The organism is Microcoleus sp. B4-D4, assembly GCF_036705185.1.
Lineage (GTDB): Bacteria > Cyanobacteriota > Cyanobacteriia > Cyanobacteriales > Microcoleaceae > Microcoleus.
The window spans coordinates 16,723-40,042 of sequence record NZ_JAUBTX010000041.1 but is presented as its reverse complement, the minus strand read 5'-3'; the positions used below and the strand labels follow the sequence as shown (position 1 = coordinate 40,042).

Genomic DNA, 23,320 nt, shown 5'->3' with positions numbered 1-23,320 from the left:
AGCGGGAGGTAAAGCCATGTTAGTTTTTGAGTTTAAATCAAACGGCAAGCAGAATCAGTACAACGCAGTAGATGAAGCAATTCGTACCGCTCAATTCATCCGCAATAGCTGTTTGCGATATTGGATGGATAATCAAAAAGTGAGTCGGCACGACTTGAATAAATACTGCGCTGTACTGGCTCGCGACTTTCCTTTTGCCTCGGAACTAAACTCAATGGCTCGACAATCGAGCGCAGAGCGAGCATGGTCTGCTATCTCCCGGTTTTACGACAACTGCAAGAAGAATGTTCCAGGTAAAAAAGGATATCCAAGTTTTCAGAAAGATTGCCGTTCCGTGGAATACAAAACGTCTGGATGGAAGCTTGCAGATGATAGAAAATCGATAACTTTTACCGACAAAAAAGGGATTGGGAAATTAAAGCTCAAAGGTACACGCGACCTGCACTTCTACCAAATCAATCAAATAAAAAGGGTAAGATTGGTTAAACGTGCTGATGGCGTGTACATCCAATTCTGTGTGGATGTTAACAGAAAAGAAAACACAGAACCGAATGGTACCACGATCGGATTAGACGTAGGTTTGAAAGAATATTACACCGACTCGAACGGAACTACGGTGGAAAATCCGAGGTTTCTGATCAAAGGTGATCAAGTTCTTAAACGCGCTCAACGCCGCGTATCCAGAAAAGTTAAAGGTTCAAATAACAGGGGCAAAGCTAGGCAGATTCTAGGCAAACGCCACCTCAAAATAAGTAGGCAGCGCAAAGACCATGCAATAAAACTTGCAAGGTGCGTAATCTCATCAAACGATGTAGTCGTCTACGAAGATTTGAGAATCAAAAACATGGTGAAGAATCATTGCTTAGCCAAGTCTATTAACGACGCTTCTTGGTATCAATTTCGTGTTTGGCTTGAATACTTCGGAAAAGTGTTTGAGCGCGTGACGGTGGCGGTAAATCCGCAATATACCAGCCAAGAATGCTCTAGCTGTGGTGTAATTGTCAAGAAAACGCTATCTACAAGAACGCACGTTTGTAAGTGCGGTTGTATTTTAGATCGTGACGAAAATGCAGCTAGAAACATCCTAAGTCGGGGATTGGGTACGATAGGGCATATCGGAACCTTTGGTCTTGAGCCAAGGAACGCTTTAGGAGAGTTGACCTCTACTGTCGCTGGAGAAATCCTGCCTCAGCAAGTCGGCTCGTAGATTAAAGAATCTCCGTGCGTTCACGCCGGAGAGTGTCAATTCAGCAACTCCGAAACTGTCTTAAACGAGTAACCTTTCGACTGCAAAGTCTTGACAATTATCTCAGTAGCTGCTACCGTTTTCGAGCGATCGCCCCCGCCGTCGTGCATCACCACAATCGAACCCGGTCGCACATTATTAATCACCTGATTTGCAATATCATCTACCGTGTGAGTTTTCTCATAATCTTGAGAATCCACATCCCACATAATCAATTTTTTGTGCATTTGGGAAACCAAATAAGACAAACCTATAAATCTCCGTCCCCAAGGCGGCCGAAAATTAATACTGTCCTGCTTCACCCCATTTTTCTGCAAAAGCTTGTCAGTTTTTTCGATCTCAGAAACCAAATGTGGCTGGGGTTTAAACATCATATCTTTGTGAGAGTAGGAATGGTTTCCCAACTCATTTCCCCTCGCCACAATCATTGGCACGATTTCTGGATGTTTCTCAATATTGCGGCCAATTTCAAAAAAAGTCGCTTTAACTTGATAGCGGTCAAAAATATCTAAAAGCTGATTTGTATACGGAGGAAAAGGGCCGTCGTCGTAGGTAAGGGCAACAACTTTTTCTCCGGTATCGGCGCGGTTGAAACCGAAATAATTGTTAAATTTAGTAACGTTAATTAACACAGTAGCTGCAAAAAAAAACGCTACAGTTAACAGCAGAAATTTTTGTATTTTTTTACCGATTCGCATAGCTGCACTCGATCGAGAATGAAAGTGGACTGTTCTCAGATTATCACAATTAAAGCCCTGAATCCTTAAGCTATTTTATCATTAATTATTGTCCGTTCCGAAAATTTTAAGTTCGGGCGATACCCAGTAGCTAGAAGCTGCGCCAGCAAGCTAAGGAATGAAAATTTAATAACTTAGAATTTAATTACTCGTTACCAGGCTCTGCCTGGTAATGCAGATAGGCGAGGCTCTGCCTCCTTTTATCTGGCAACTTACAGGAGAGAAGACTGTAGGAGGTGTTTAAGTTATTAAGTTTTCGATCCCAATCCGCATTTAAACTATCTGGTAGAACAAACTTTCAATCGGGCGGGGCGGCCCGCAACCCCGCCCTCAACACATAATTTAAATGCACCACAGCTTAAGGTTGTACGCTACATATAGCGAAACTAATTCCAGAGCAAAAAAGCAACAATAAAAGATCGGGAGTTCCAGGGCGTAACGCAAAAATTTATATTCCGAGCCAGTTTATAGATCCCCTCACCCCCTCATCCCCATGTTATATTTATTAATATACCAACCCTTTTAGACAGCAGTAATTCCCAACATGATTTCACTGCCAGACATCACAATTCTCAACCAAATCTACGAAAGCGCTAATTCCCTCGTATACCGGGGCATAATTAATCAAAATCGGCAACCAGTGATTTTGAAACTCCTCAAAGAAGATTACCCCACACCAGCCGAACTATACCGCTACCAGCAGGAATACGAAATCACTCGCAATCTCAACCTAGATGAAACAAGTAAAGCTTACGAGTTGAGAAAACACCAAAATACTCAACTAATCTTGTTAGAAGATTTTGGGGGAGAATCATTAAAAATAATTCTCAAACGCCGTACATTTTCAGTATCGGAGTTTCTCCACATCGCCATCCAAACTACCAAGGCGTTAGGCAAGATTCACCAAAAAAAAGTTATTCACCAAGATATTAATTCATCTAACATTGTCTTGAATACTCAAACCGAACAATTAAAAATCATTGACTTTGGCTTATCTACCATCTTATCCCAAGAAAATCCCAGCCTCAAAAATCCTCATCTTATAGAAGGAACATTAGCTTATATTTCCCCCGAACAAACAGGAAGGATGAATCGCTTGCTCGACTACCGCACCGATTTCTATTCACTTGGCGTTACCTTCTACGAACTGCTAACCAATCAGTTGCCTTTTGAATCAGTCGATGCCCTGGAATTAGTCCATTGTCATATTGCCAAACAACCCACTTCACCTCATAAAATCAATCCCAAAGTACCCTTAAATCTTTCAGAAATTGTCATAAAATTAATGGCAAAAATGGCAGAAAATAGATATCAGAGTGCTTGGGGAATCGAGGCAGATTTAGCAACCTGCCTGGAACAATATCTAACTAATAAAATCAAAGCTTTTCCCTTGGGATACCGAGATATTTCTCCTCAATTGCAACTCCCTCAAAAACTGTACGGCAGAGAATCGCAGATAGAGTCATTATTGGCTGCATTTATGCGCGTAACTTCTCCAGAAAAGCAGCAAGTAGCGGCAAGCAACCCAACCACAACTCAGTCACAAAATTGTCCCGTACACGGACAAACTGAACTCATGCTTATTTCCGGATACTCTGGCATCGGTAAATCTGCTTTAGTTCGGGAATTGTATAAAATAATCACTCAAAAACGGGGTTACTTTATTGCAGGTAAATTTGACCAATTCCAGCGCGATATTCCCTATCAAGCATTAGTCGCTGCCTTCCAAGAATTGGTACGGCAATTGCTCACCGAATCTCAACCCGAATTACAGCAGTGGCAAGATAAGATTCGACAGGCATTAGGCAGCAACGGACAAATTATTATTGATATTATTCCCGAAGTAGAACTGATTGTTGGCAAACAGCATCCCGTCCCAGAATTACCTCCAGCAGAAGCACAAAATCGGTTTAATTTAGTATTTAAAAAATTTCTTCAAGTCTTTTGCCAAAAAGAGCATCCCCTCGTCCTATTTCTAGACGACTTGCAGTGGACAGACAGCGCTACGCTGCAATTACTTCAGTTGATAATCACCGATTTTACTACTCAACATCTGCTGGTAATCGGAGCTTATCGAGATAACGAAGTCAGTCCAACTCATCCTTTAATGCTGAATTTATCTGAACTCAAAAAGCAGGGAACAAAAATTAATTATATTTCCCTGGGACACTTAAATTTAAACCAGGTTAATGAATTCATTGCCGACACGCTGAAAACCGATCGCATCTCTACGCAAAAATTAGCCGAGTTGGCTTGGCAAAAAACGCAGGGAAATCCCTTTTTTATTAAAGAATTTTTCAAGTCACTTTATCAAGAAAAACTACTGAATTTTGATACTAATGCTTGGGCTTGGAATTGGGATTTAGAACAAATCATTACTAGAAATATTACTGATAATGTTGTTGAATTTATTGCAGATAAAATTCAAACCTTATCACAATCAGCACAAAAAATCTTACAATTAGCCGCTTGTCTTGGCAACCGATTTGATTTGCTAACCCTTTCAATTATTAATGAAAGTTCTCCAAAAGCAGCGGCAAATGAATTGTGGAATGCCATGCAATCGGGATTGATATTACCTGTCGGCGATGATTACAAATTCCTGAAAACAGACTTAGAGACAAAGCAATTAAAAATTACTTATAAATTTGCTCACGATCGCATCCAGCAAGCAGCCTATTCCTTAATTCCCCCAGGCGAGAAGCAAGTCATTCACTGGCAAGTCGGGCAACTGTTATTGCAAAATACACCGCCACAGAACCTCAAACAAAATATTTTTGATATTGTCAATCAACTTAACTTAGGCATTGAAGCAGTTGACGTTCAGTTAGAAAAAGATAAACTTGCTCAATTAAATCTGATTGCCGGTCAAAAAGCGAAGGCATCAGCAGCTTGGAAACCTACCTGGAATTACTTACAATTTGGTATAAATTGCTTGAGTGCAGATAGTTGGCTTCGTAAGTATGACCTAACTTTGGCACTGTACGTGGAAACAGTAGAAGCTGCCATCTTGAGCAACCACGTTGAGGAAATGGAAAAATTGGCTGACATTGTGCTTCAACAAGCTACTTCATTGCTAGACAAAGTAAAAGTCTATGAAGTCAAAATTCAAGCCTATACAGCACGAAATAAACCTTTGGCAGCGATTAATACCGCACTTTCAGTATTGAAATTGTTGGGGATTCGCTTTCCCAAACAACCAACAAAACTAAATCTTTTTACGGAACTGGTGAAAACCAAGTTAAGTTTAGCAGGCAAGCAAATTCAGGCTTTAATCGACCTACCAGTGATGACAGACCCCGATAAGCTAGCAGCGATGCGTATTCTATCAACTGTAGTTTCTGCTGCCCATTTAGCCGCACCTGAACTTTTGCCGCTAATGGTGTTCAAACAGGTAAGATTATCAATTAAATATGGGAATACTTCTGTATCTTCTTGTGCCTATGCTACTTACGGATTGATTTTGTCTGGAGAAAACGTAGGAGATATTGAGACTGGCTATCAATTTGGGCAACTTGCTCTTTTGTTGCTCGATAAGTTTAACACTAAAGAACTCAAAGCCCGAACAATATTTATTGTTAATTACTTTGTGAAACATTGGAAAGAGCATCTTAGGGAAACCTTAAACCCTTTGCAGAATGCTTACTCGATCGCCCTAGAAACAGGAGACTTAGAATATGCAGCTTATGCCGTTTGCGTATACTCCTACCATTCCTATGTATTGGGCAAGGAATTGCCAAAAGTTGAGTCAGATATGGCAATGTACAGTAATACGCTCAGCCAACTGAAGCAAGAAACATCATTTTACTACAACCAACTCAATCGACAGGTTGTATTAAATTTGATGGGACAGGCTGAAGATAAGTGCCGTTTAGTTGGTGAAAGCTATGATGAAGTAAAAATGTTACCCCTGCATCAAGAGGCAAATGCTAAAAACATTTGTCGCTCTCTTTATTTTTACAAGCTATTTCTCTGCTATCTTTTTCAAGACTATCAGCAAGCTCTGGAAAATGTTACTTTAGCCGAAAAATATAGCGATAGTGCTGTAGGTACTATTCCTTTGTACCATTTCTACAATTCTTTAGTTTATCTGGCTATATATTCTGAGGCATCCAAATCCGAGCAAAAACTCATCCTCCAGAAGGTGAAAGCCAACCAGAAAAAAATCAAAAAATGGGCGCATTTTGCTCCGATGACTCACCTGCATAAATTCTATCTCGTGGAGGCAGAGCGATATCAAGTGTTGGGTGAAACCACTTTCGCTATAGACTATTACGATCGCGCTATTGCCTCAGCCAAAGAACACGAATACATCAACGAAGAGGCTTTGGCTAATGAATTGGCCGCCAAGTTTTACCTCGCTTGGAGAAAAGAGCAAATTGCCGAAGTCTATATGAGCAATGCTTACTACTGCTATTTACGTTGGGGTGCTACAGCGAAACTCACGGATTTGGAACTAAAGTACCCGCAACTTTTAAAGCGTTTTATCACAGTCAGAAACTCCGATAAATCGCGCAGCAGCTTGTCGGAAAACTCTGACAGTTCTGCGGCAGAACTTCTGGATTTAGCAGCATTAATGAAAGCATCTCAGGCAATTTCTAGCGAAATTGAACTCGATAAACTTCTCAAAACTTTGATGAGAACGCTGCTGGAATGCAGCGGTGCCCAAATTGGCTATCTCATTTTAGAGTCTCAAGGACAACTGCGAGTAGAAGCGTCAGGCGAGGCTAGCTCAGATCGGGCGATCGTGTTGCCCTCGACTCTCATAGAAAACTGCCTGCCTTTATCGGTAATTAACTATGTTGAAAGAACTCAGGAAGGATTGATTGAAACTAATGTCACCCGCGAAGGTAGGTTTACTGAAGATGCTTATATTAAAACCCAGCAACCTAAGTCAATTCTTTGCGCTCCTCTGCTGAATCAAGGGCAATTAATTGGGATTGTTTACTTAGAAAATAATTTAGCAGATGGCGTGTTTACATCCGATCGCCTGGAACTAATTAAACTGCTGTCAACTCAGGCGGCGATCGCACTTACCAACGCCAGACTCTACACCCAAGTACAATCGACGCAAAATCGCCTGAATAAATTCCTCAATGCCATACCTCTGGGCATCTCCGTTCACGACGCCAAAGGACAAATCATCTACACCAATCAAGTTGCACAGCAGTTACTGAATATTCAAGATTTACCCAACGCCGAAATCGAGCAACTCTCAAAAACCTATCACATTTATCGGGCAGGGACAGGGGAGATGTATCCAGTCGAACAGTTGCCCCTGGTGCGATCGCTTGGCGGTGAAAAAGCTCAGGCGGATGACTTGGAACTGCACCACAGCGACGGGAGCATTTTTGTAGAAGCAACGAGTACGCCAATTGTCGATGACGCGGGTAATGTAGAATATGCGATCGCAGCTTTTCAAGATATTAGCGATCGCAAGCAGGCAGAAAAAACGCTGATTGAAAATATCCGCTTAGAACAGGAAATTAGCGATCGCAAAAAAACAGAAGCAGAACTCGAACAAGCAAAAGAAGCAGCCGTTGCCGCCAACCTCGCCAAAAGCACTTTCCTTGCCAACATGAGCCACGAATTGCGAACTCCCCTCAACGCCATTCTCGGCTTTTCTCAACTGATGGAGCGGGATACAAATCTGTTAAATGAACAAAAAGAAAACCTCAACATTATTCATCGCAGTGGAGATCATTTATTATCTCTAATTAATCAGGTGCTTGACCTTTCCAAAGTCGAAGCTGGACGCATGACACTCTCGGAAAATAATTTAAACATCCATCACTTATTAGCTGATATCGAGGATATGTTTGCGTTGAAAGCCAAAGATCGAGGCTTACAATTACGAGTTGAATGTGCTGCCGATGTTCCCAAATACATCTACGCTGATGAAGTTAAGTTACGGCAAGTGCTGATTAACTTAATCGGTAATGCCGTTAAGTTTACCTCTTCTGGAAGCGTGTCTGTAGAAGTAAAAAGTAAAAATGCCAAAGGCAAAAGTGAAGCCGAAACACAAATAACAAACAACCAACAACCAACAACCATTACCTTTGAAGTCAAAGATACGGGAGTTGGCATGGCATCAGACGAACTGGAGAAACTATTCAAACCTTTCGTGCAAACAGCATCCGGTCAAAAAGTGCAGCAAGGAACGGGATTAGGACTGACGATTAGCCGTCAATTTGTTCGCTTGATGAGAGGTGAAATCACCGTTATCAGCGGCGGCAAAGCTTTCACCCCTGGAATGCCTCTGGGGGAATTATCTGATGATACAACGGCTCTACCGACATCTGGTACAACATTTAAATTTGACATTCCTGTAGGCATCGCTGATGGAAGCGCAATTCAAAACGAACCCTACAATCGTCGCGTCGTTGCCTTAGCTCCCAAACAACCCCAATATCGCATCCTAGTAGTGGACGATAAAGATGACAATCGGCAATTGTTAGTTAAACTCCTCAAACCTCTTGGTTTGGAAGTGCAAGAAGCAACTAACGGTATTGAAGCCCTTGAAATTTGGGACTCCTACTCACCGCATCTCATCTGGATGGACATGAGAATGCCCGTTATGGATGGTTATGAAGCCACGAAACGCATTAAAAGCACGATTAAAGGGCAAGCTACTGCTGTTATTGCTTTGACGGCTAGCGTGTGGGAAGAAGAAAAGGCAGTTATTTTATCGGCTGGCTGCGATGATTTTGTGCGAAAACCTTTCCCCACACAAGCCATCTTTGAGATCATGGCTAAACATTTGGGAGTCAGTTATATTTATCAGGAACAAGAGCTACCGTCTCCCCCTTCTAATGTGACTGGAGAACCGTTAAATTTAACTTATTTATTAACAGCAATGTCAAAAAAATGGCTTATAAAATTGCATGAAGCAGCTCTTGAAGCGGATTCAGAATTAGTGTCTCAACTCCTTGAGGAAATTCCTGAATTCCAGGCTCTCGAACTTCAGACTCTCAGGGGTTGGGTGAATCAGTTTCAGTTTGATAAGATTCTGGATTTTACTGAACCCTTGGTTGGTGAATATTGATACAGCAGATTACAGGTTTATGAAGTAAACTCTCGATCGATCTCCCTGGCGCCCCCCTAAAAAAGGGGGGGACAAGAGTATTCAAAGTCCCCCTTCTTAAGGGGGATTTAGGGGGATCTAGACTCAGCTAAAAGCGAGATTTCTTGGGTCGGATTCGTAAGCCCCGTTTATCCTATTTGATGCTAACACGCGGTTGATTCAGTTGCATCATTGACTTTAATGGCGACTGTTTTAAGTCTGTAAGATCGCGGATGGTAATTGAGCAACCGTCTCCCAATGTCACAGCAGTGAAATAATAGCATTTGCCAAGGTAATCACTTTCTAGATGAACCTCTCCTTCAAGCGATTCTCCAGTCTCAACAACTTCTACTAATAAATCAAACAATCCTGGACTCAATTGATTGAGCAGTTTTTTCAGAACGGGTGCGCCCGCGAGTTCAGTTCGTTTTTTCCCTAAGAGTCTGGCAAAGACAGGGTTAACTACCAAGCAGCGAAAATCTTCAATTTCTCCAGCGATATCCCCCCTCACCGCCTGCACTGCGGCTATTCCATCCAGAGATGAGTTTAGCAAATTTGCCAGCAGGGCGCGAGATTGGTAGGCAATTTCTGCGGTTTGCTGGTGTCGCTCGATTGCTTCTTTAAGCTGGCGTTTTTGGTGGCCGATAGTGACCTGAGTTTCGAGGCGAACTAGCACTTCTTCCGGCTCAAAAGGTTTAGAGATGTAGTCAACTCCTCCTACCTTAAAAGCTTTAACTTTGTCAAAAACTTGGTCAAGTGCGCTTAAGAAAATAATCGGAATTTCTGAGGTGTTTTCATCGGATTTGAGGGCTTCGCAGACTTGATAGCCGTCCATGTCTGGCATTTTAATATCCAGCAAGAGAGCATCGGGGGGATTATGGCGAACAGTCCTCAAGGCCATCGTACCATTGGTGACGCAGCGAACTTTATACCCATTCTTAGTGAGAATTTCTGTTAGAAAACGCAGATTTTCTGGGAGGTCATCAACAATTAAAATGTTGCCTTTGGGAGTTTCTAATTCATTGATGTCACTTCCTTGGGCCGCATCGATCGCGATCGATTCGCCTTTTGTATCGGATCTCGCAGTTGTGGTGCTTTGCTTTTCTAGCAGAGAGCGGAAGTTATTCTTAGTAACTTTTTCTCCCATTAGGTCTGAAAGGCGCTGCCACAGGACGGCAGCTAAATCTTTGATATGTCCTATGCTCAGGTACAAGCTGTCAGCAATGACACTATAAGTTGCGTTTTCCCAAGCAGCTTTTAAGATTTCTTTTTCAAGCAAAGTTAACGGTTTACCCGTCTTGGACTCTAAGGCTGATTCGATAAATTCTAGGGCTTCTGCAAAAGTCATATACACATCCATCTCATCGGGTAAGGTTTTCCAGTTTTTCACCCTAGTTTTGAGTTATGCACCGTACTAAGTCGGTGGAGAAATTCTTAATAGCTATTATGACAGGCTTATTGACCATTACGATCGGGGCGATCGCCCCCGCTCCTCATTCCACCTTGTCGAAACCCGAAAAAGGGGATCGCGCCCGCCTAATTCTTTTTGAGGGCGATCGGCTTAAACCCTTTAATTGCAAGGCTTTTAAATTTCTGACCACCCCCTGAACGCCTACGATATCGACTCTTTGACATATATAAAACTATTAAAAAATCTGAAAACCTGGTTCATTTTTCATAAATCTGAGCTCGTTACCTAGCCGACAACCGTATAACTCAGTATCAAGGCTTGTCTCGATCCAAAAGACAAGCCTTGATTAGTTTTTATATGGTCAAGTAAAAACATCCGCCGATTAGCGCCGACAATTCCATTAATTTTCAGTATTATTACCGATGTCTTTTAGCGCGTGATATTGTAATTCTCACTCAGGAATATGCCCATTAGGCAAAGATCCGACTTTTCCGACTTTACGATCCGACTTTTCCGACTTGCTTTATGCCGATATTCCAACCATACTATTAATAGCATCCACCAAAAGACATATAACAGTACCAGTCATGCTGTCGATCTGCTCCATCTAAAGATAGATAGTAAAACCAGCGCATCCGACTTTTCCGACTTTACGATCCGACTTTTCCGACTGACAGGGGCAGGGGAGGGGAGCGATGATAGAGACCTGGAAAGGATACAGCCTCAAAAAAAGGCATTGCATCATTAATTGGCTGCGGTTGGAGCAGAAATTAGCCTCGCTCGGAATCCCTGCCAATTGAGAACACAAATTATCTAATTACAGGAGTATGACCATTCTTAACTACAACGAAAGCACCTATCTGCAAGAAAATCCCGACGTGGCACAAGCCGTAGCTTCAGGCATTATTCCCAACGGCTTCGAGCATTGGGTAAAGTTTGGTTTTATTGAAAAAAGAACGCCACAAATTCCCTTCAACGAGCAATTTTATCTAGATGCTAACCCCCAGGTAGCAGCAGCAGTTGCCAACGGTAGTTTCTCAAGCGGATTTGAACATTATGCGCGGTTTGGAGCGGCTGAAGGTCGATCGCCCGTTGCCAGTACCACACCCACAGGATCTCAACTTCAAGAAATCTTAAAGCGCGGGTTTGTGCGGGTTGCAGTTAACGAAGATGCACTCGGATTTAGCAACCGAGAAGCCGACGGTTCTTTTAGTGGGATGGGTATTGATTTTAGTCGCGCCATTGCCACTGCTTTGTTTGGGAACCCGAATGCAGTAGAATTCGTAGTCGTCAAAGCCGGTGAAGACTTTAACAGCGTAGCCAGTGGCGCAGTAGATATCGCCGCCACTTTGCCCACTCAATCTGTTCTCCGCGATGCCAGTTTAGGAGTAGATTATTCGCCTACCGTTTTCTTCGACACTCAAGCGGTATTGGTGCGTGGTAATAGTGGAATTAGTTCTGTTAAGCAGTTATCAGGAACAACCATCGGCGTATTAGCAGGAACGCGCTCTGGGCAAAATTTAATAGATGCCGCCAAACGTGCCGGAATCGCCCTCAACATCCAAACTTTCCCCTCACAAGATGCTCTGTTTGGCGCTTACGATGCGGGACAATTGGGGGCAGTTTCGATTAATCGCGGGGTGCTGAGCAATCGCATTCCCACATTATCCAATCCGGGAAATCAAGTCATCCTGGATGAAGCCATTTCTAAAGAGCCTTTAGCACTCATCGTGCCGGAAAATCAGTCTGAATGGGCTGATGTGGTGCGCTGGGCGGTCAACGCTCCCATCCAAGCCGAATTCTTTGGCATTAACTCCCAGAATGTGAATGAATTTCTTGATGGAAATTCTGCCAGTAAGCGCTTCTTAGGCGTGGAAGGGAATTTAGGAGAATCTTTGGGACTCAAAAATGATTTTGCCTTGAAAGTTATCCAACAAATTGGTAATTACGAAGAGATTTACAATCGCAATTTCAATCCCGAAGTGCTGCCGCGCCAGCTCAATGAACTAATGTTTGTCGAGCCTGGGGGACTGCTTTATTATCCACCATTTTCGGGGACTGACGAATTAAGTGTGCCCTTGGTAAATAACGACAACCGCAACGTTTTACAGGAAGTTTTAGACCGGGGGTTCGTGCGCGTTGGGGTGAGAAATGATGCACCTGGACTCGGTTTTTCTGACCCCAACGGCAATTTAACCGGATTTGATGTGGATTTGGGTCGGGGATTAGCAGCTTCCTTATTCGGCGACCCCAACGCAGTCGAATTCGTGATTCAGAAAACGGGGGCTCAGCGCTTCAGCGATGTCGCCAATGGCATCGTTGATGTAACTAGCCGCAATGCCACCCTCAACCTCAAGCGGGATGCTTTGCTGGGGGTAGATTTTGCCCCCATTAATAATTACGATGCTCAATTTGTGGTAACACCAACCGCCAGCGGAATTACCTCTTTTGAACAGCTTGCAGGTCGCCGAATTGGCGTGACTGCAAATACCACTTCTGAGGCAACTCTGCGAGAAAAGTTGAGTGCTTCGGGCATTAATGCGGAAATCGTAGCCTTAGATAGCTTCCCGACCATATTTGATAGTTATATCAAGGGCGAATTGGATGCGATCACCGGCGATGGAAGTCTGATTATCTCTCGTCTTCTCACCTTACCCCCAGACCAGCGAGACCGGCATCAGCCATTTCCAGAAGTTTTGGGAGAGGAGCCTTTAGCAATGGTGGTGGACGAGAATCAATCCCAGTGGAAGGATGTGGTTTCTGGAGTTACTTATTCTCTTTATGAAGCGTTAGAACTGGGTTTAACTTCTGAAAATGTAGCTGAAGCCGTCAATAGTTCAGATCCAGTTGTCCGCCGCTTTTTGGGAGTGGAAGGAAATGTGGGTGAAAGTCTGGGTTTGTCGAATAATTTCGCTTTGAATGCGATTTCTGCAGTGGGGAACTATAACGAGATGACCGCTCGCAACTTCCCGGGTATTCCTGTTAGCCCTTTTCAAGCGCCTTATACCGAGGGCGGTGTCTTGTTCTCGGTTCCTTTTGCTTGATTTTGCTGAATCGGGGTGATTCATGAATCACCCTTACAACAATAAACCTTGAATATTGGCTAACGACATTGAATCCAATCTTTAGCCGCATAAATACTCAGATTGCACTCAGCTAGATGTTTGCGGGATTGGGGTGCAACGAAAAAAGCAACAGAGGAATGTTCCTTCACATCTATCTTTCACCACTTTTAAAATCATGTCAAATTCTCAATCCGTTATTGCAACAGACATTCGGTGTTGTCCAGAAGATATAGAGAAAGCATTTTGGCAGCTATGGCAGCAGAATCGAGATTATCTTTACCGTTGCTGTCTCAGGTGGATGGGAGGGAATCCTATTGATGCCGAAGAGGTGCTCAGTCGCGCCATGCTCAAAGCTTGGGAAAAATTGCCAGACTATGCCGAAAAAATCACCAACCTCCGAGCTTGGCTCGCCCGCTTAACGCACAATCTATGTATAGATATACACCGAGAACGCCGCCGCAAAGCAATGCAAATGGAGGATATTGAAGCAGTAGCTACTACAGAAAACTCGGCAGTTATTTCTGGTTTGAACTCTCCTGAAGAAGTGCTTCTACATCATGAGTTGGGACAGTACATTCGCCGCGCTATTGATACTCTTCCTTCTCGATTACGCAATCCGTTTATCCTGCGTTACTGCCACCAGATTGCCTATCAAGATATTGCCCAACAACTTGCTCTCTCGCTCAATAACGTTTACAAGCGCATCCAACAGGCACGAGAACTTCTGCAAAAGCGTTTGAGCAGGTATTTGTCAGGGTTGGATGATGCTTTGTCAGATTCCTCCGAGTCGTCTAAACAGGGGGACGTTGCCTCGATCGGGGATGATTTTGCTGTAGGGGTATTGCCCCAGTGCCTACCCCGTCAAGATTCTGGGGCGATCGCGGGTGGGGCGATCGCAGGCGCATTGCCCCTACAATCCGATGAAAGGATCGCATCCGACTCGATCGCCCCCATCCCTCAGAACATTGGCGAGACAATTAATTATCAGGTAACAGCAATATGTCTAGAAACACTGCATTCCGGGTGGTATCCCTCACTCAGTCCTCTGGGGTGGAGTTGAATGCTTACCTGGTTGGAGACTCCAAGCCAACCCGACAAGAGCAGAAGCTGAAAACATTAAGTGAGTACGTGCAGCAGTATCCATCTGGGTGGAAGAAGCGGTTGGAATTGGCGAATCTGCTGTATGAAATGGGTCATATCGAGCAGGCGGTTGAGGAATATCGCCAAGTGATCGATCGGCAGCAACCATTGATTGGCGTGCGGTTGCAATTGGGGAAACTTTTGCAGCTTATGGGACGAGAGGTTGAGGCAGTAGCGGTTTATGAAAGTGCCTCGGCCAATGCACGCAATGAGGCGACTCGGCAGCATATCAGCGGATCGATCGCACTCTGTAAATGTGACACTCAGGCAGCGATACTCGCTTTTGAGTCGGCGGCTTCCCTAGAACCAGATAATGCGGCTCACTGGCTGGCGTTGGGGCAGGTGCAAATGGGGAGAGGGGATGCGGTTGCAGCTTTGCGAGCCTTTGATACGGTTTTGTCACTGAACCCGGATGATGTTGTAGCGCTGATTGACAGCTACGACGCGAGTCAGGCGGTGGGGAATGTGCGCCAAGCGCAGCGCAGGTTGAGCAAAGTGCTAGAGGTGGCTCCGGGTGATTTCCGAGCGCTCAAACGACTGGCGGATACTCGTTGCCGGATGAGATTGGTATCGGGTGAGGAGGGGAAACAGACTAAACAGATAATTAGTTCTTTGCTGCAACTGGCTCCTGATGCGGCGGATGCCCGCGAGTTGCTGGCATATTATCACGTTTTCCGGGGGGAGTCGGCTAACGGGGTTGGGGTGTTGGAACGGTTTACTGAGGAACATCCGAATCATCCTAGGGGTTGGTATTCCTATGGGCGGTGCTTGTTCCATACGGGGGAATATCAGAAAGCGGCTGAGGCGATGCTGAAGGCTTATCGTCTGTATCCGCAGGATTGTGAAATTTATCGGGCGTTGTGCGAGATTTTGCCTGCTGCCTCTCCCCCTGTTCCTCTCGATCCCCCCCAGCCCCCCTTAACAAGGGGGGAGCTAGAGCAGGCAAAGTCTTCTAATTGCAAGGGGGGAACTCCTCTGGAAGTCCCCCTTTTTAAGGGGGATTTAGGGGGATCGAACCATCAAGTAACCCTTGCATCAATAGTAGAAGAGATGCTCGATCGTTTTCCCGAACGCTGGAGTGTTTGGACGACGGCGGGGCGGGTGTTGGTGGAAAGTTTTCAGGAGATTGAGCGAGGGTGTAGTGTTTCTGCGAAGGGAACGCAACTTGAGCCGCAGTTACCTGATGCTTGGCTTGGTCATGGGCGGGTGTTGGCGCTGGCGGGGAAACACCGGGAGGCGGTGGAGGCTTTGGCGCAAGGATGGCAGTTGTTACCGGAAGAGGGGGGTTATCTGCAATCTGTGTCTGCTGCGGTGTGGCTGGGGGAGAGTTATCGGGTGCTGGGGGATGAGGTGGCGAGTCGGAAATGGTTGGAAAAGGCTGGTCTGTTCCGGGAATTGATGGAGTTTGACCCGGCTATCGCTTGTTACTGGCAAGGGAGAGCGTTGTTGGGGTTGGGGGATGTGACGGAGGCTGTGGAGGCGTATCGAAGTGCGCTGAGTCAGCGGTTGCTCTACCCTTTTCGCGGTGAGGTTGAGGAGGCTGTGAAACGGTTCAAAGGTAAGAGGCGAAAGGGCGATCGGGCTAAAGCGTAGATCCTTGACTTCTTAGGGAAGTCGGGGATCTGAACCTCTCAGAGTGCATTAAGTTAGGAAAAAACCGCCTCTAACTCGAAAAATTCAGAAATTGACCTCTGGATTCGTCTTATAGGTGTAGAGACGGAAGAGAAACATAAAATTTCGTCTCGAAAAACCCAAGTAAACCTAATAAAAAAGGATGCCTATCATGTACCGACTTCGCTAAATTTTTAATGTCAATATTTAATTAGCAAATTTTCATTGGTAAGCTGATTAAATGTAATTGAAACTTGATGTAGGGTGGGCACTGCTGTCAGCGACTACCCTACATTTTTTGTTGCCAACCTCAACTCAATGACAAAATTTTGTGCGATGGGCGGTTCTCGTTCTGAGGGTGGGTTTCATAGGTGCATTGAGTTAGGGGAAAACTGCCTCTAACTCGAAAAATTCAGAAATTGACCTCTGGATTCGTCTTATAGGTGTAGAGACGGAAGACAAAAATAAAATTTTGTCTCGACATTGATACAAAAATGGCAATTTGATTACAACATAGAAGGAGATGAAAATGGCTGTACATATCTGGAAAAAAGTTGGACAAATTTGGGATTCTTTTGTAGATGGAAATGGCGATTTAAATCCTACGTCAGAATTCACAGTCACAATAATGAAGGGTTCAGCCGATCAGTTGAAGAAAGGTAATGATTATAAGATTACGCAAGGACAAAAGCCAACTGACGAAAAGATATATAGGTGTACGAAGGTTACTGCAAGTCCAGGAAAGGGGAGTGCAAACTTCCAATTAAACACATCGGACAACGCTTTGGCAATAAGTGAAAACAAAAAGGATATCTACAATTCCCTAAAAAATAAATATCAAGAAGGGAAAAGATATTCCATCTATATCTTTAAAGAATTTTTGCTGGATCTACAATCAGTTAACTACCAATGGTTCACTCTAAGTGTAGAAAAATATTGGAGCGCTAAAATTCCAAACCATCCTCTCTTGGAGTTCGAGCTAGCTGCTGATAAAGAAGGCATGGTCTATTCTGAAATTGTCCAAAAATTGTCTGAAGCTCTTCAAGCTGCTGAGGAAGTTAACATATTAGTCGATCCTTACACTCCAGAGGGAGCGAGCCAACTAATATTAAGAGTTTCAGAAGCCATTTCTACATCTGCTCGAATTCCCTACTTACTAAGAGAGTTAGTAGCAGCAGTACCCATCAGACAAGCGTTTGGTGCTGGCGGAAACAGCGACATAAAAGTTATTGTAGAAAATCTTTCTGAGGACGAGGTGAGCATTGTCTTGTTTCAACAAGATCCTAATATAAAAGGTATGTTTGACAAAATTTTTCCTACGGCTTGGAAGGTTTTTCCACTCAAACCTTCCACCGATACTAAGACTAGCCGAGGAAGTACAACCTATCCAATTCAACAAGGAATTGGTGTCACTAGAAAAGCTGCGAGCAGCGATGCTTTGCCCTATGGCGATTTAGATCTAACAATAGAGGTAGACGCTAACGAAATCGTCGAGTATACGATATCTCAAAGTGGCGCGCTTGATTTAAACTCAACCGGCGATTACAACGAAGATGGTACTATTTCTTGTATAAATTCCTCTGACGAACGATCTAATATAGCTCTTTACAAGAATGGCTCTGTAGTGGTAGCCCAACCAGGGGTAGCCAGCGGAGAGTCTGCTGATTTTCTACTCACGCTAAAGCTATATGCAATGTGGGTAAGGGAAATGAAGGAAGGAGCAATTTTCAAATCGCAAATTAAGTCGCCAGAAGTTACTTCAGTAGATCTAACCAACAAACGCAGCGTTACCTTTACTCTTAAAACTACTGGCACAGGAGGCAAAAAAGGATGGGACGTAACCACAACTTAATGAACATTTGAGATCGTTAGGATAATTTCCATCTTTAGAGTGCGAGCGCTCAATCTCGTAAATTGGGTTGACGAGGGCGTTCAACCCAACATTTCCCAGAGATTAGGAATACTTCATCTTTCATAACTCTGAGTTCGCTACCTAGGGGACAACCATGTAACTCGGCGTCAAGCCTTGTCTTTATCCCTAAAACAAGGCTTAATTTTTTTATTAACAATAAAAAATAGAACGATTAGCCCAAACAACTGGATTAATTTTCAGTATTATTACCGATATCTTTTAGCCCGTGATGTTGCATCCGCTAAAGTATGTCTAAATTAGGCAAAAATCCGACTTTTCCGACTTTGACGATCCGACTTTTCCGACTGACAGGGGTGGGGGTGGGGAGCCATGATAGAGACATGGAAAGGATGCAGCCTCAAAAAAAGAGCAACTGAATTAAATCCAAAGCCGGACAAAAATTGCGTTAAAAACAAAAAATCTATGTGAATAAAAATAAAAAAAACGAGAAAAAACAAGAAAAAACTGTTAATAATTAGTTGAATTTTCTAACAAAACATGATTTAATTAATTGAGTAACGGTCATCTATTACTACCCCACCTACTGATCGAAAAGCTATCCCAATGAAAACTGCCAACCAAATTCAAAGTCTAAATTTTTCCCAACAGGATTCACATCAACAATGCAGCAAATTATTTGGTTTATAAAAACAATAAGTAAATATCTCGGCTCCTACCGATGGCAATTTATTTTAATGTTTGGCTGCCTGATTTTCGATGCAGCCTTTGATTCTGTACTAAGAGTTAGTTTGAAATTTATTGTGGATGCAGCAATTATTCCTCAAAACTATAAACTTTTAGTTTTAATCATATCCCTGTTTGGCGTAGGCGCGATTCTCTACACTGTCATTGGTTTACTGGGCAACTTTTTAGGAGCGCGTTTGGGCATTGTCATCATCAACAATATTCGGCGCTCCCTATTCGAGCATCTCCAAAATCTGTCAATGGAGTTTTTTGGGCGACGTTCAGCCGGAGATATTGTCAAATGTCTGATTTCCGACGTACAGCAAGTAGAGAATGGTTTAATTACGATGGGGCTAACCGTCGTTGTTTTAGAAATTAGCAGCATCCTATTTACTACTATTTTCATGTTCTCACTTAACTGGCAGTTAGCTACTCTAACTTGCATTGGTTTAACCATCTGTATCATTGCCCCTGCCCCCATTGCTCAGATGGCTACTTCTCAAGGCTATCATGTGCTACAAAAGGAAGGAGAAATTGCCAGCATTGTTGAAGAAAATATTCTCTCCCAATCTGTTGTCAAATTATTTGGGATGGAACGCCGAGCTACCCAGGATTTTGCCGCTGATTTGAATGACTTGCAACTGGTTTATGTTAAAGCAACATTTTTGTCCTACTTGGTGCAAAAAGTCCCCATGATTCTTTTTGTCATAACCCAGCTTGTGATTTTGAGTATCGGTGCAGTGATGACCTACCGCAATTACATTTCTGTAGGAACTCTAGTTTCCTATCAGGTTTTGTTGTTGGGCTTAAATCTGAATATTATTGGCTTTACCGGTTCGCTTCCCATTGTCATTGATGGAGTAGCCGCTCTACAACGCATCAATGATATTCTGTCAGAAACGCCTGCGGTTCGGGACACCTCAGATGCGGTTGCATTGCCGCATCTTGCCCAAGATATTTGCTTCGATTGTGTCAGCTTTAACTACTCTGCCGAAAGAATGGGGGTGAAAAATCTCTCGCTGAAGATTCGCCGGGGTGAGTATGTCATGTTTGTCGGGCAGAGTGGCGCAGGCAAAAGTACGATTGTGAACTTACTAACGCGCTTTTACGACCCTGATCGAGGGCGCATTTTGTTAGATAAAATCGATCTGCGTCATGCAAGAGTACGCTCCCTCCGCTCTCAAATTGGATTAGTTTCTCAGGAGGTAATTCTGTTTAACACAACTGTGCGGGAAAATATTCGCATGGGGGATTTAGAAGCCAGTGACGCACAGGTAGAAGCTGGCGCAAAAGCCGCTGAAATTCACGATTTTATTCTGACATTACCCCAAGGTTATGACACTCCTGTCGGTGACAGAGGCGGACAATTATCGGGGGGACAACGGCAAAGAATCGCCCTTGCTAGAGCCTTAGTTAGAAATCCCGCTATTTTGATTTTAGATGAAGCCACATCCGCCCTTGACTTGGTAACAGAAGCGGGTATCCTCGCCACTATCGATCGCATTGCCAAAAAATGTACTGTGATTATGATTACCCACCGCATCACCCATGCCTTGCGTGCTAATCAGATTTTTGTGTTAGAAAACGGCAGCATTGTTGCATCGGGTAGCCATACCGATTTGCTGGAACAAGAAGGACTCTATGCCACACTTTGGCAACAGAGTCATCACTCCCATAACGACTTGACAATGCTTGCCCATTCTCAATCACAAACTTGACCTGTACTGAATATCTTGGAGTTGAAAATAATGACTAACACAAATGAATCTAAATGGCTCATCCCCTCTTCTAGTCGCCTTGCCTCAAAATCTCTTGAAGAAGAGAAAGCGATGTGGGATGAAAACCACAAAGATTATGCTGGCAAGGCTTTCAGCCTGACACAAGACCCTGACCTTTGCAAAGCCCTGATCCGTCCTTACAATCAATCTTCCTGCTTTGATATTCCCAATTCTCCAGACATCCAAGTTCTGATTCCTAGCTGTGGCTCCGAAATTCATCTTCAGAAGGCATTACTAGAGTTTTGTCCGCAAATTGGCAAAATTTACTGCACAGATTTTTCCCAAACCGGAATTGAAAAAGCACGGGAAAATTGGCAAAAAGCAGATGGAAATTCCCGGCTTAACAGCCAACAATTAGTTTTTGAGAAAGTTGATTCTACCAAAATAATAGAAGAAAGACCCGATTGGAAAGAAAAATTTGATTATGTCCTAGCGGTTGCTGCCGTTGTCTCCAGTGAGGATGAAATCAATCGCCAGATAATACACGAATTTTCTAAAGTTCTCAAACCAGGTGGTAAGCTCTACGGCTTTTTTCCTACCATCTTTTGTCCTTTGGAAATTGCCCATTTAAGTAAACCCCACGCTTATTGGGTAACAGAAGGGCTAGTCAATGTACCGCACAACACCCTTCACGGGCGGGAGTGGCATTATTCACAGATACATTATACGCCCTTGCGCTTGAATCGCATCTTTAAAGAAGTGGGTTTTAAACGGCTAAATTTTGAGATTTATTTTTTGGATTCGGAAATTTTAGCTAACGTTCTCAAAGAGGATATCGAGCATGACGATCCCGATATCTATCTCTGGGATCTTCTCGTCCGGTATGAGAAATAGGCTCTCGGTTGAGGATTTTCGCAAGGCACTTACCTTAAGTTGACCCAATGAACACGGTGCGTTGTTCCTACTGAAAAAAACCCGCCGACAAAACTGTCAGCGGTGAGTTGTGGTTGAGGTTAAACTCTAGAATATTGAAATTAATATCAATTTCGTTAGCATCGGAATGATATAAACAGAGGACACGGCAGTGCCGTTTCCCTACAATTGATCGTGGTAGGGAAACGGCACTGCCGTGTCCTCTATATCATTCCGGTGCAGCCGGAATTGATATAACAGAGGTGATGAGTACGATCGCGCCTTTGAAGAGAAATGTATCGAAATAGAAACGCGATCGCAACTTTATTTTTTCTACCCTCCGATAACTCCCCACCTCCAGATTAATTCCCAACTACGCTTTAACTATCAGAGTAATGTTGTCAAGTCCCACGACGCGAACCACCTCACCCGGTTTCAAAGTTATTTTTCGATCGCACTTAGCGGGCCACCAACTGCTTTGGAATCGGACGAGGCCGCATTTATTAGGTCGAATTTCTTCTTCTACAATCGCTTTTTCTAAATAGCTGACAGTCATCATTGTTTGCTCCTAATTGCTAATTTTTTGTAATTTTGAGATGCTAAAAACTGATAGTCCGAGTCCCTAAATCATTGACTTATAATGACGCTTCAACTATTAAAGTAATATTGTCAATTCCCACGACGCGAACCTCGTCACCGGGTTCAAAAGTCAGGTCTAGATCGCACTTCGCCGGCCACCAACTGTTTTGGAAACGAACACGACCGCATTCGTGAGGTCTAATTTCTTCATCAACGATCGCTGTTTCAACATCGTTAATAGACATAGCTGCTGGCTCCTGAATATCAATGCGATCGCCGATCGACTAGATGCCGATCGGGAAAACAGTCAGTTGGTGGCTACGGGATACAAGTTAGTTTTTCTCGCCGCCACCTATCAAAACCTGGGAGATCCAGAGAAAGCCTTGATCTTGTACCGTCAGGCGATCGCCCGATCCGACCAAAACCAGTACAGTACCATCAAAGCCAAAGCTCTCAACGGTATAGCAGCGCTGTACCGAGAATGGGGAGAATTAGACCGAGCCGTACAGCACCATGCAGCCCTAGAAATACTCGATCGCTCCAACAAATTAAACCGAGCCGAAGCTTGCTATCAACTAGCTCTGACAGAACAATAACTTGGTAACACCGATAGAACCCAATAAAAATCCGATCGCACTATTAAACTGTTCAGCCCAATGAATGCCAGCAAAAAAGTAGAAAAGGTACAGTTAGCTCGCACCAAAAATTTACAAAAAATACCTAATTAACCGAGAAACAAATCAAAAAAAAGATACAATAAACTCAAACACAACCATAAAAATTCTAGACATGAAACTAAAAAGATTGGGACACGTAGCCGTCTGCGTGCAAGACATCGAAAAATCTGCTGAATTCTACCGAAATTTGGGGATGGAGTTAGTGTGGAAAGATGCAGACTGGGCTTACTTGAAAGCGGGAGAGGACGGCTTGGCGCTGTTGAGTCCGAGTTACGACCAAGCAGGGCCGCATTTTGGTTTTGTGTTTGACGATCGCACCGAAATGGAATCCGCCTACCAACAGCTTAAATCCGAAGGTGTTTCCGTCACTCAGATTCACGAACACCGTGACGGTACAGCCTCTTTTTACGGTAGAGACCTCGACGGTAACGGTTTTGAGTATCTTTACGAACCCGCCAAAGGATGATTTTAGGGCTTGGGGGGCGATCGGCTATTAAATCCAGGTAAGGCGCGCCCCCGACCCACCGTGAAGATTGGTTGCTGTGCAGGGTTTGTAGCGCGTGCG

The 23,320-nt window shown here is 43.8% G+C and carries 15 protein-coding genes; 11 read left to right on the top strand and 4 right to left on the bottom strand.

Annotation, left to right across the window (positions count from 1 at the left end):
- Nucleotides 1-16 precede the first annotated feature (16 nt).
- Complete coding sequence (locus QUB13_RS23650; RefSeq protein WP_333385587.1) at nt 17-1,207, top strand: RNA-guided endonuclease InsQ/TnpB family protein; 1,191 nt, start codon at nt 17-19, stop codon at nt 1,205-1,207.
- A gap of 35 nt (nt 1,208-1,242) precedes the next feature.
- Here the strand turns inward: QUB13_RS23650 and QUB13_RS23645 are convergent, their stop codons facing one another.
- Nucleotides 1,243-1,944 carry a polysaccharide deacetylase family protein gene (locus tag QUB13_RS23645; protein ID WP_333385584.1) on the bottom strand — a complete coding sequence of 234 codons (702 nt, stop codon included), beginning with the start codon at nt 1,942-1,944 and terminating at the stop codon, nt 1,243-1,245.
- Nucleotides 1,945-2,527: 583 nt separating this feature from the next.
- Here QUB13_RS23645 and QUB13_RS23640 point away from each other — a divergent pair.
- Nucleotides 2,528-9,028, top strand: coding sequence for an AAA family ATPase (locus QUB13_RS23640; protein ID WP_333385581.1), 6,501 nt, complete (start codon nt 2,528-2,530; stop codon nt 9,026-9,028).
- 172 nt (nt 9,029-9,200) lie between these two features.
- On the opposite strand, the gene QUB13_RS23635 is transcribed toward QUB13_RS23640, so the two are convergent.
- Nucleotides 9,201-10,436 carry a response regulator gene (locus tag QUB13_RS23635; protein WP_333385577.1) on the bottom strand — a complete coding sequence of 412 codons (1,236 nt, stop codon included), beginning with the start codon at nt 10,434-10,436 and terminating at the stop codon, nt 9,201-9,203.
- Between the two features lie 14 nt (nt 10,437-10,450).
- Here QUB13_RS23635 and QUB13_RS23630 point away from each other — a divergent pair, with 14 nt between their 5' ends.
- The 7 genes from QUB13_RS23630 to QUB13_RS23600 all read left to right on the top strand — a co-directional run bounded on the left by QUB13_RS23630 (nt 10,451) and on the right by QUB13_RS23600 (nt 21,481).
- Nucleotides 10,451-10,654 (top strand): hypothetical protein, encoded by a 204-nt coding sequence (locus QUB13_RS23630; protein WP_333385574.1) that lies wholly within the window; start codon nt 10,451-10,453, stop codon nt 10,652-10,654.
- Between the two features lie 630 nt (nt 10,655-11,284).
- Complete coding sequence (locus QUB13_RS23625) at nt 11,285-13,501, top strand: transporter substrate-binding domain-containing protein (RefSeq protein ID WP_333385571.1); 2,217 nt, start codon at nt 11,285-11,287, stop codon at nt 13,499-13,501.
- 196 nt (nt 13,502-13,697) lie between these two features.
- Nucleotides 13,698-14,582, top strand: coding sequence for an RNA polymerase sigma factor (locus tag QUB13_RS23620; RefSeq protein WP_333385567.1), 885 nt, complete (start codon nt 13,698-13,700; stop codon nt 14,580-14,582).
- The gene (locus QUB13_RS23615) at nt 14,522-16,255 is read left to right on the top strand and encodes a tetratricopeptide repeat protein (protein ID WP_333385564.1); all 1,734 of its coding nucleotides are present in this window, start codon (nt 14,522-14,524) and stop codon (nt 16,253-16,255) included. Before QUB13_RS23620 ends, QUB13_RS23615 begins: the two co-directional genes overlap by 61 nt.
- Nucleotides 16,256-16,802: 547 nt before the next feature.
- Nucleotides 16,803-18,125 (top strand): hypothetical protein, encoded by a 1,323-nt coding sequence (locus QUB13_RS23610; protein ID WP_333385561.1) that lies wholly within the window; start codon nt 16,803-16,805, stop codon nt 18,123-18,125.
- 683 nt (nt 18,126-18,808) lie between these two features.
- Nucleotides 18,809-20,587 carry an ABC transporter ATP-binding protein gene (locus tag QUB13_RS23605; RefSeq protein WP_333385558.1) on the top strand — a complete coding sequence of 593 codons (1,779 nt, stop codon included), beginning with the start codon at nt 18,809-18,811 and terminating at the stop codon, nt 20,585-20,587.
- 30 nt (nt 20,588-20,617) lie between these two features.
- On the top strand, nt 20,618-21,481 hold the full coding sequence (locus QUB13_RS23600; protein WP_333385554.1) for a class I SAM-dependent methyltransferase: 864 nt from the start codon (nt 20,618-20,620) through the stop codon (nt 21,479-21,481).
- Nucleotides 21,482-21,872: 391 nt separating this feature from the next.
- Here QUB13_RS23600 and QUB13_RS23595 read toward each other — a convergent pair whose 3' ends face one another.
- Entirely contained in the window at nt 21,873-22,058 is a 186-nt protein-coding gene (locus QUB13_RS23595; protein ID WP_333385551.1) for an NfeD family protein, read from the bottom strand.
- A 76-nt stretch (nt 22,059-22,134) separates the two neighbouring features.
- A complete protein-coding gene (locus QUB13_RS23590) occupies nt 22,135-22,323 on the bottom strand; it encodes an NfeD family protein (RefSeq protein ID WP_333385547.1) in 189 nt (62 codons plus the stop codon).
- On the opposite strand from QUB13_RS23590, the gene QUB13_RS23585 reads away from it, so the two are divergent.
- Complete coding sequence (locus tag QUB13_RS23585; RefSeq protein WP_333385544.1) at nt 22,246-22,674, top strand: tetratricopeptide repeat protein; 429 nt, start codon at nt 22,246-22,248, stop codon at nt 22,672-22,674. The two genes, QUB13_RS23590 and QUB13_RS23585, sit on opposite strands and share 78 nt — an antisense overlap.
- A gap of 193 nt (nt 22,675-22,867) precedes the next feature.
- Nucleotides 22,868-23,221, top strand: a complete 354-nt coding sequence (locus QUB13_RS23580; RefSeq protein WP_194011581.1) for a VOC family protein — start codon at nt 22,868-22,870, stop codon at nt 23,219-23,221.
- The last annotated feature ends 99 nt before the right edge of the window (nt 23,222-23,320 follow it).

Excerpts from the sequence above, each read along its gene's own strand:
- QUB13_RS23650 (WP_333385587.1), top strand. The coding sequence starts at position 17 with ATGTTAGTTTTTGAGTTTAAATCAAACGGCAAGCAGAATCAGTACAAC.
- QUB13_RS23645 (WP_333385584.1), bottom strand. The coding sequence starts at position 1,944 with ATGCGAATCGGTAAAAAAATACAAAAATTTCTGCTGTTAACTGTAGCG.
- QUB13_RS23640 (WP_333385581.1), top strand. The coding sequence starts at position 2,528 with ATGATTTCACTGCCAGACATCACAATTCTCAACCAAATCTACGAAAGC.
- QUB13_RS23630 (WP_333385574.1), top strand. The coding sequence starts at position 10,451 with ATGCACCGTACTAAGTCGGTGGAGAAATTCTTAATAGCTATTATGACA.
- QUB13_RS23625 (WP_333385571.1), top strand. The coding sequence starts at position 11,285 with ATGACCATTCTTAACTACAACGAAAGCACCTATCTGCAAGAAAATCCC.
- QUB13_RS23620 (WP_333385567.1), top strand. The coding sequence starts at position 13,698 with ATGTCAAATTCTCAATCCGTTATTGCAACAGACATTCGGTGTTGTCCA.
- QUB13_RS23615 (WP_333385564.1), top strand. The coding sequence starts at position 14,522 with ATGTCTAGAAACACTGCATTCCGGGTGGTATCCCTCACTCAGTCCTCT.
- QUB13_RS23610 (WP_333385561.1), top strand. The coding sequence starts at position 16,803 with ATGGCTGTACATATCTGGAAAAAAGTTGGACAAATTTGGGATTCTTTT.
- QUB13_RS23605 (WP_333385558.1), top strand. The coding sequence starts at position 18,809 with ATGCAGCAAATTATTTGGTTTATAAAAACAATAAGTAAATATCTCGGC.
- QUB13_RS23600 (WP_333385554.1), top strand. The coding sequence starts at position 20,618 with ATGACTAACACAAATGAATCTAAATGGCTCATCCCCTCTTCTAGTCGC.
- QUB13_RS23595 (WP_333385551.1), bottom strand. The coding sequence starts at position 22,058 with ATGATGACTGTCAGCTATTTAGAAAAAGCGATTGTAGAAGAAGAAATT.
- QUB13_RS23590 (WP_333385547.1), bottom strand. The coding sequence starts at position 22,323 with ATGTCTATTAACGATGTTGAAACAGCGATCGTTGATGAAGAAATTAGA.
- QUB13_RS23580 (WP_194011581.1), top strand. The coding sequence starts at position 22,868 with ATGAAACTAAAAAGATTGGGACACGTAGCCGTCTGCGTGCAAGACATC.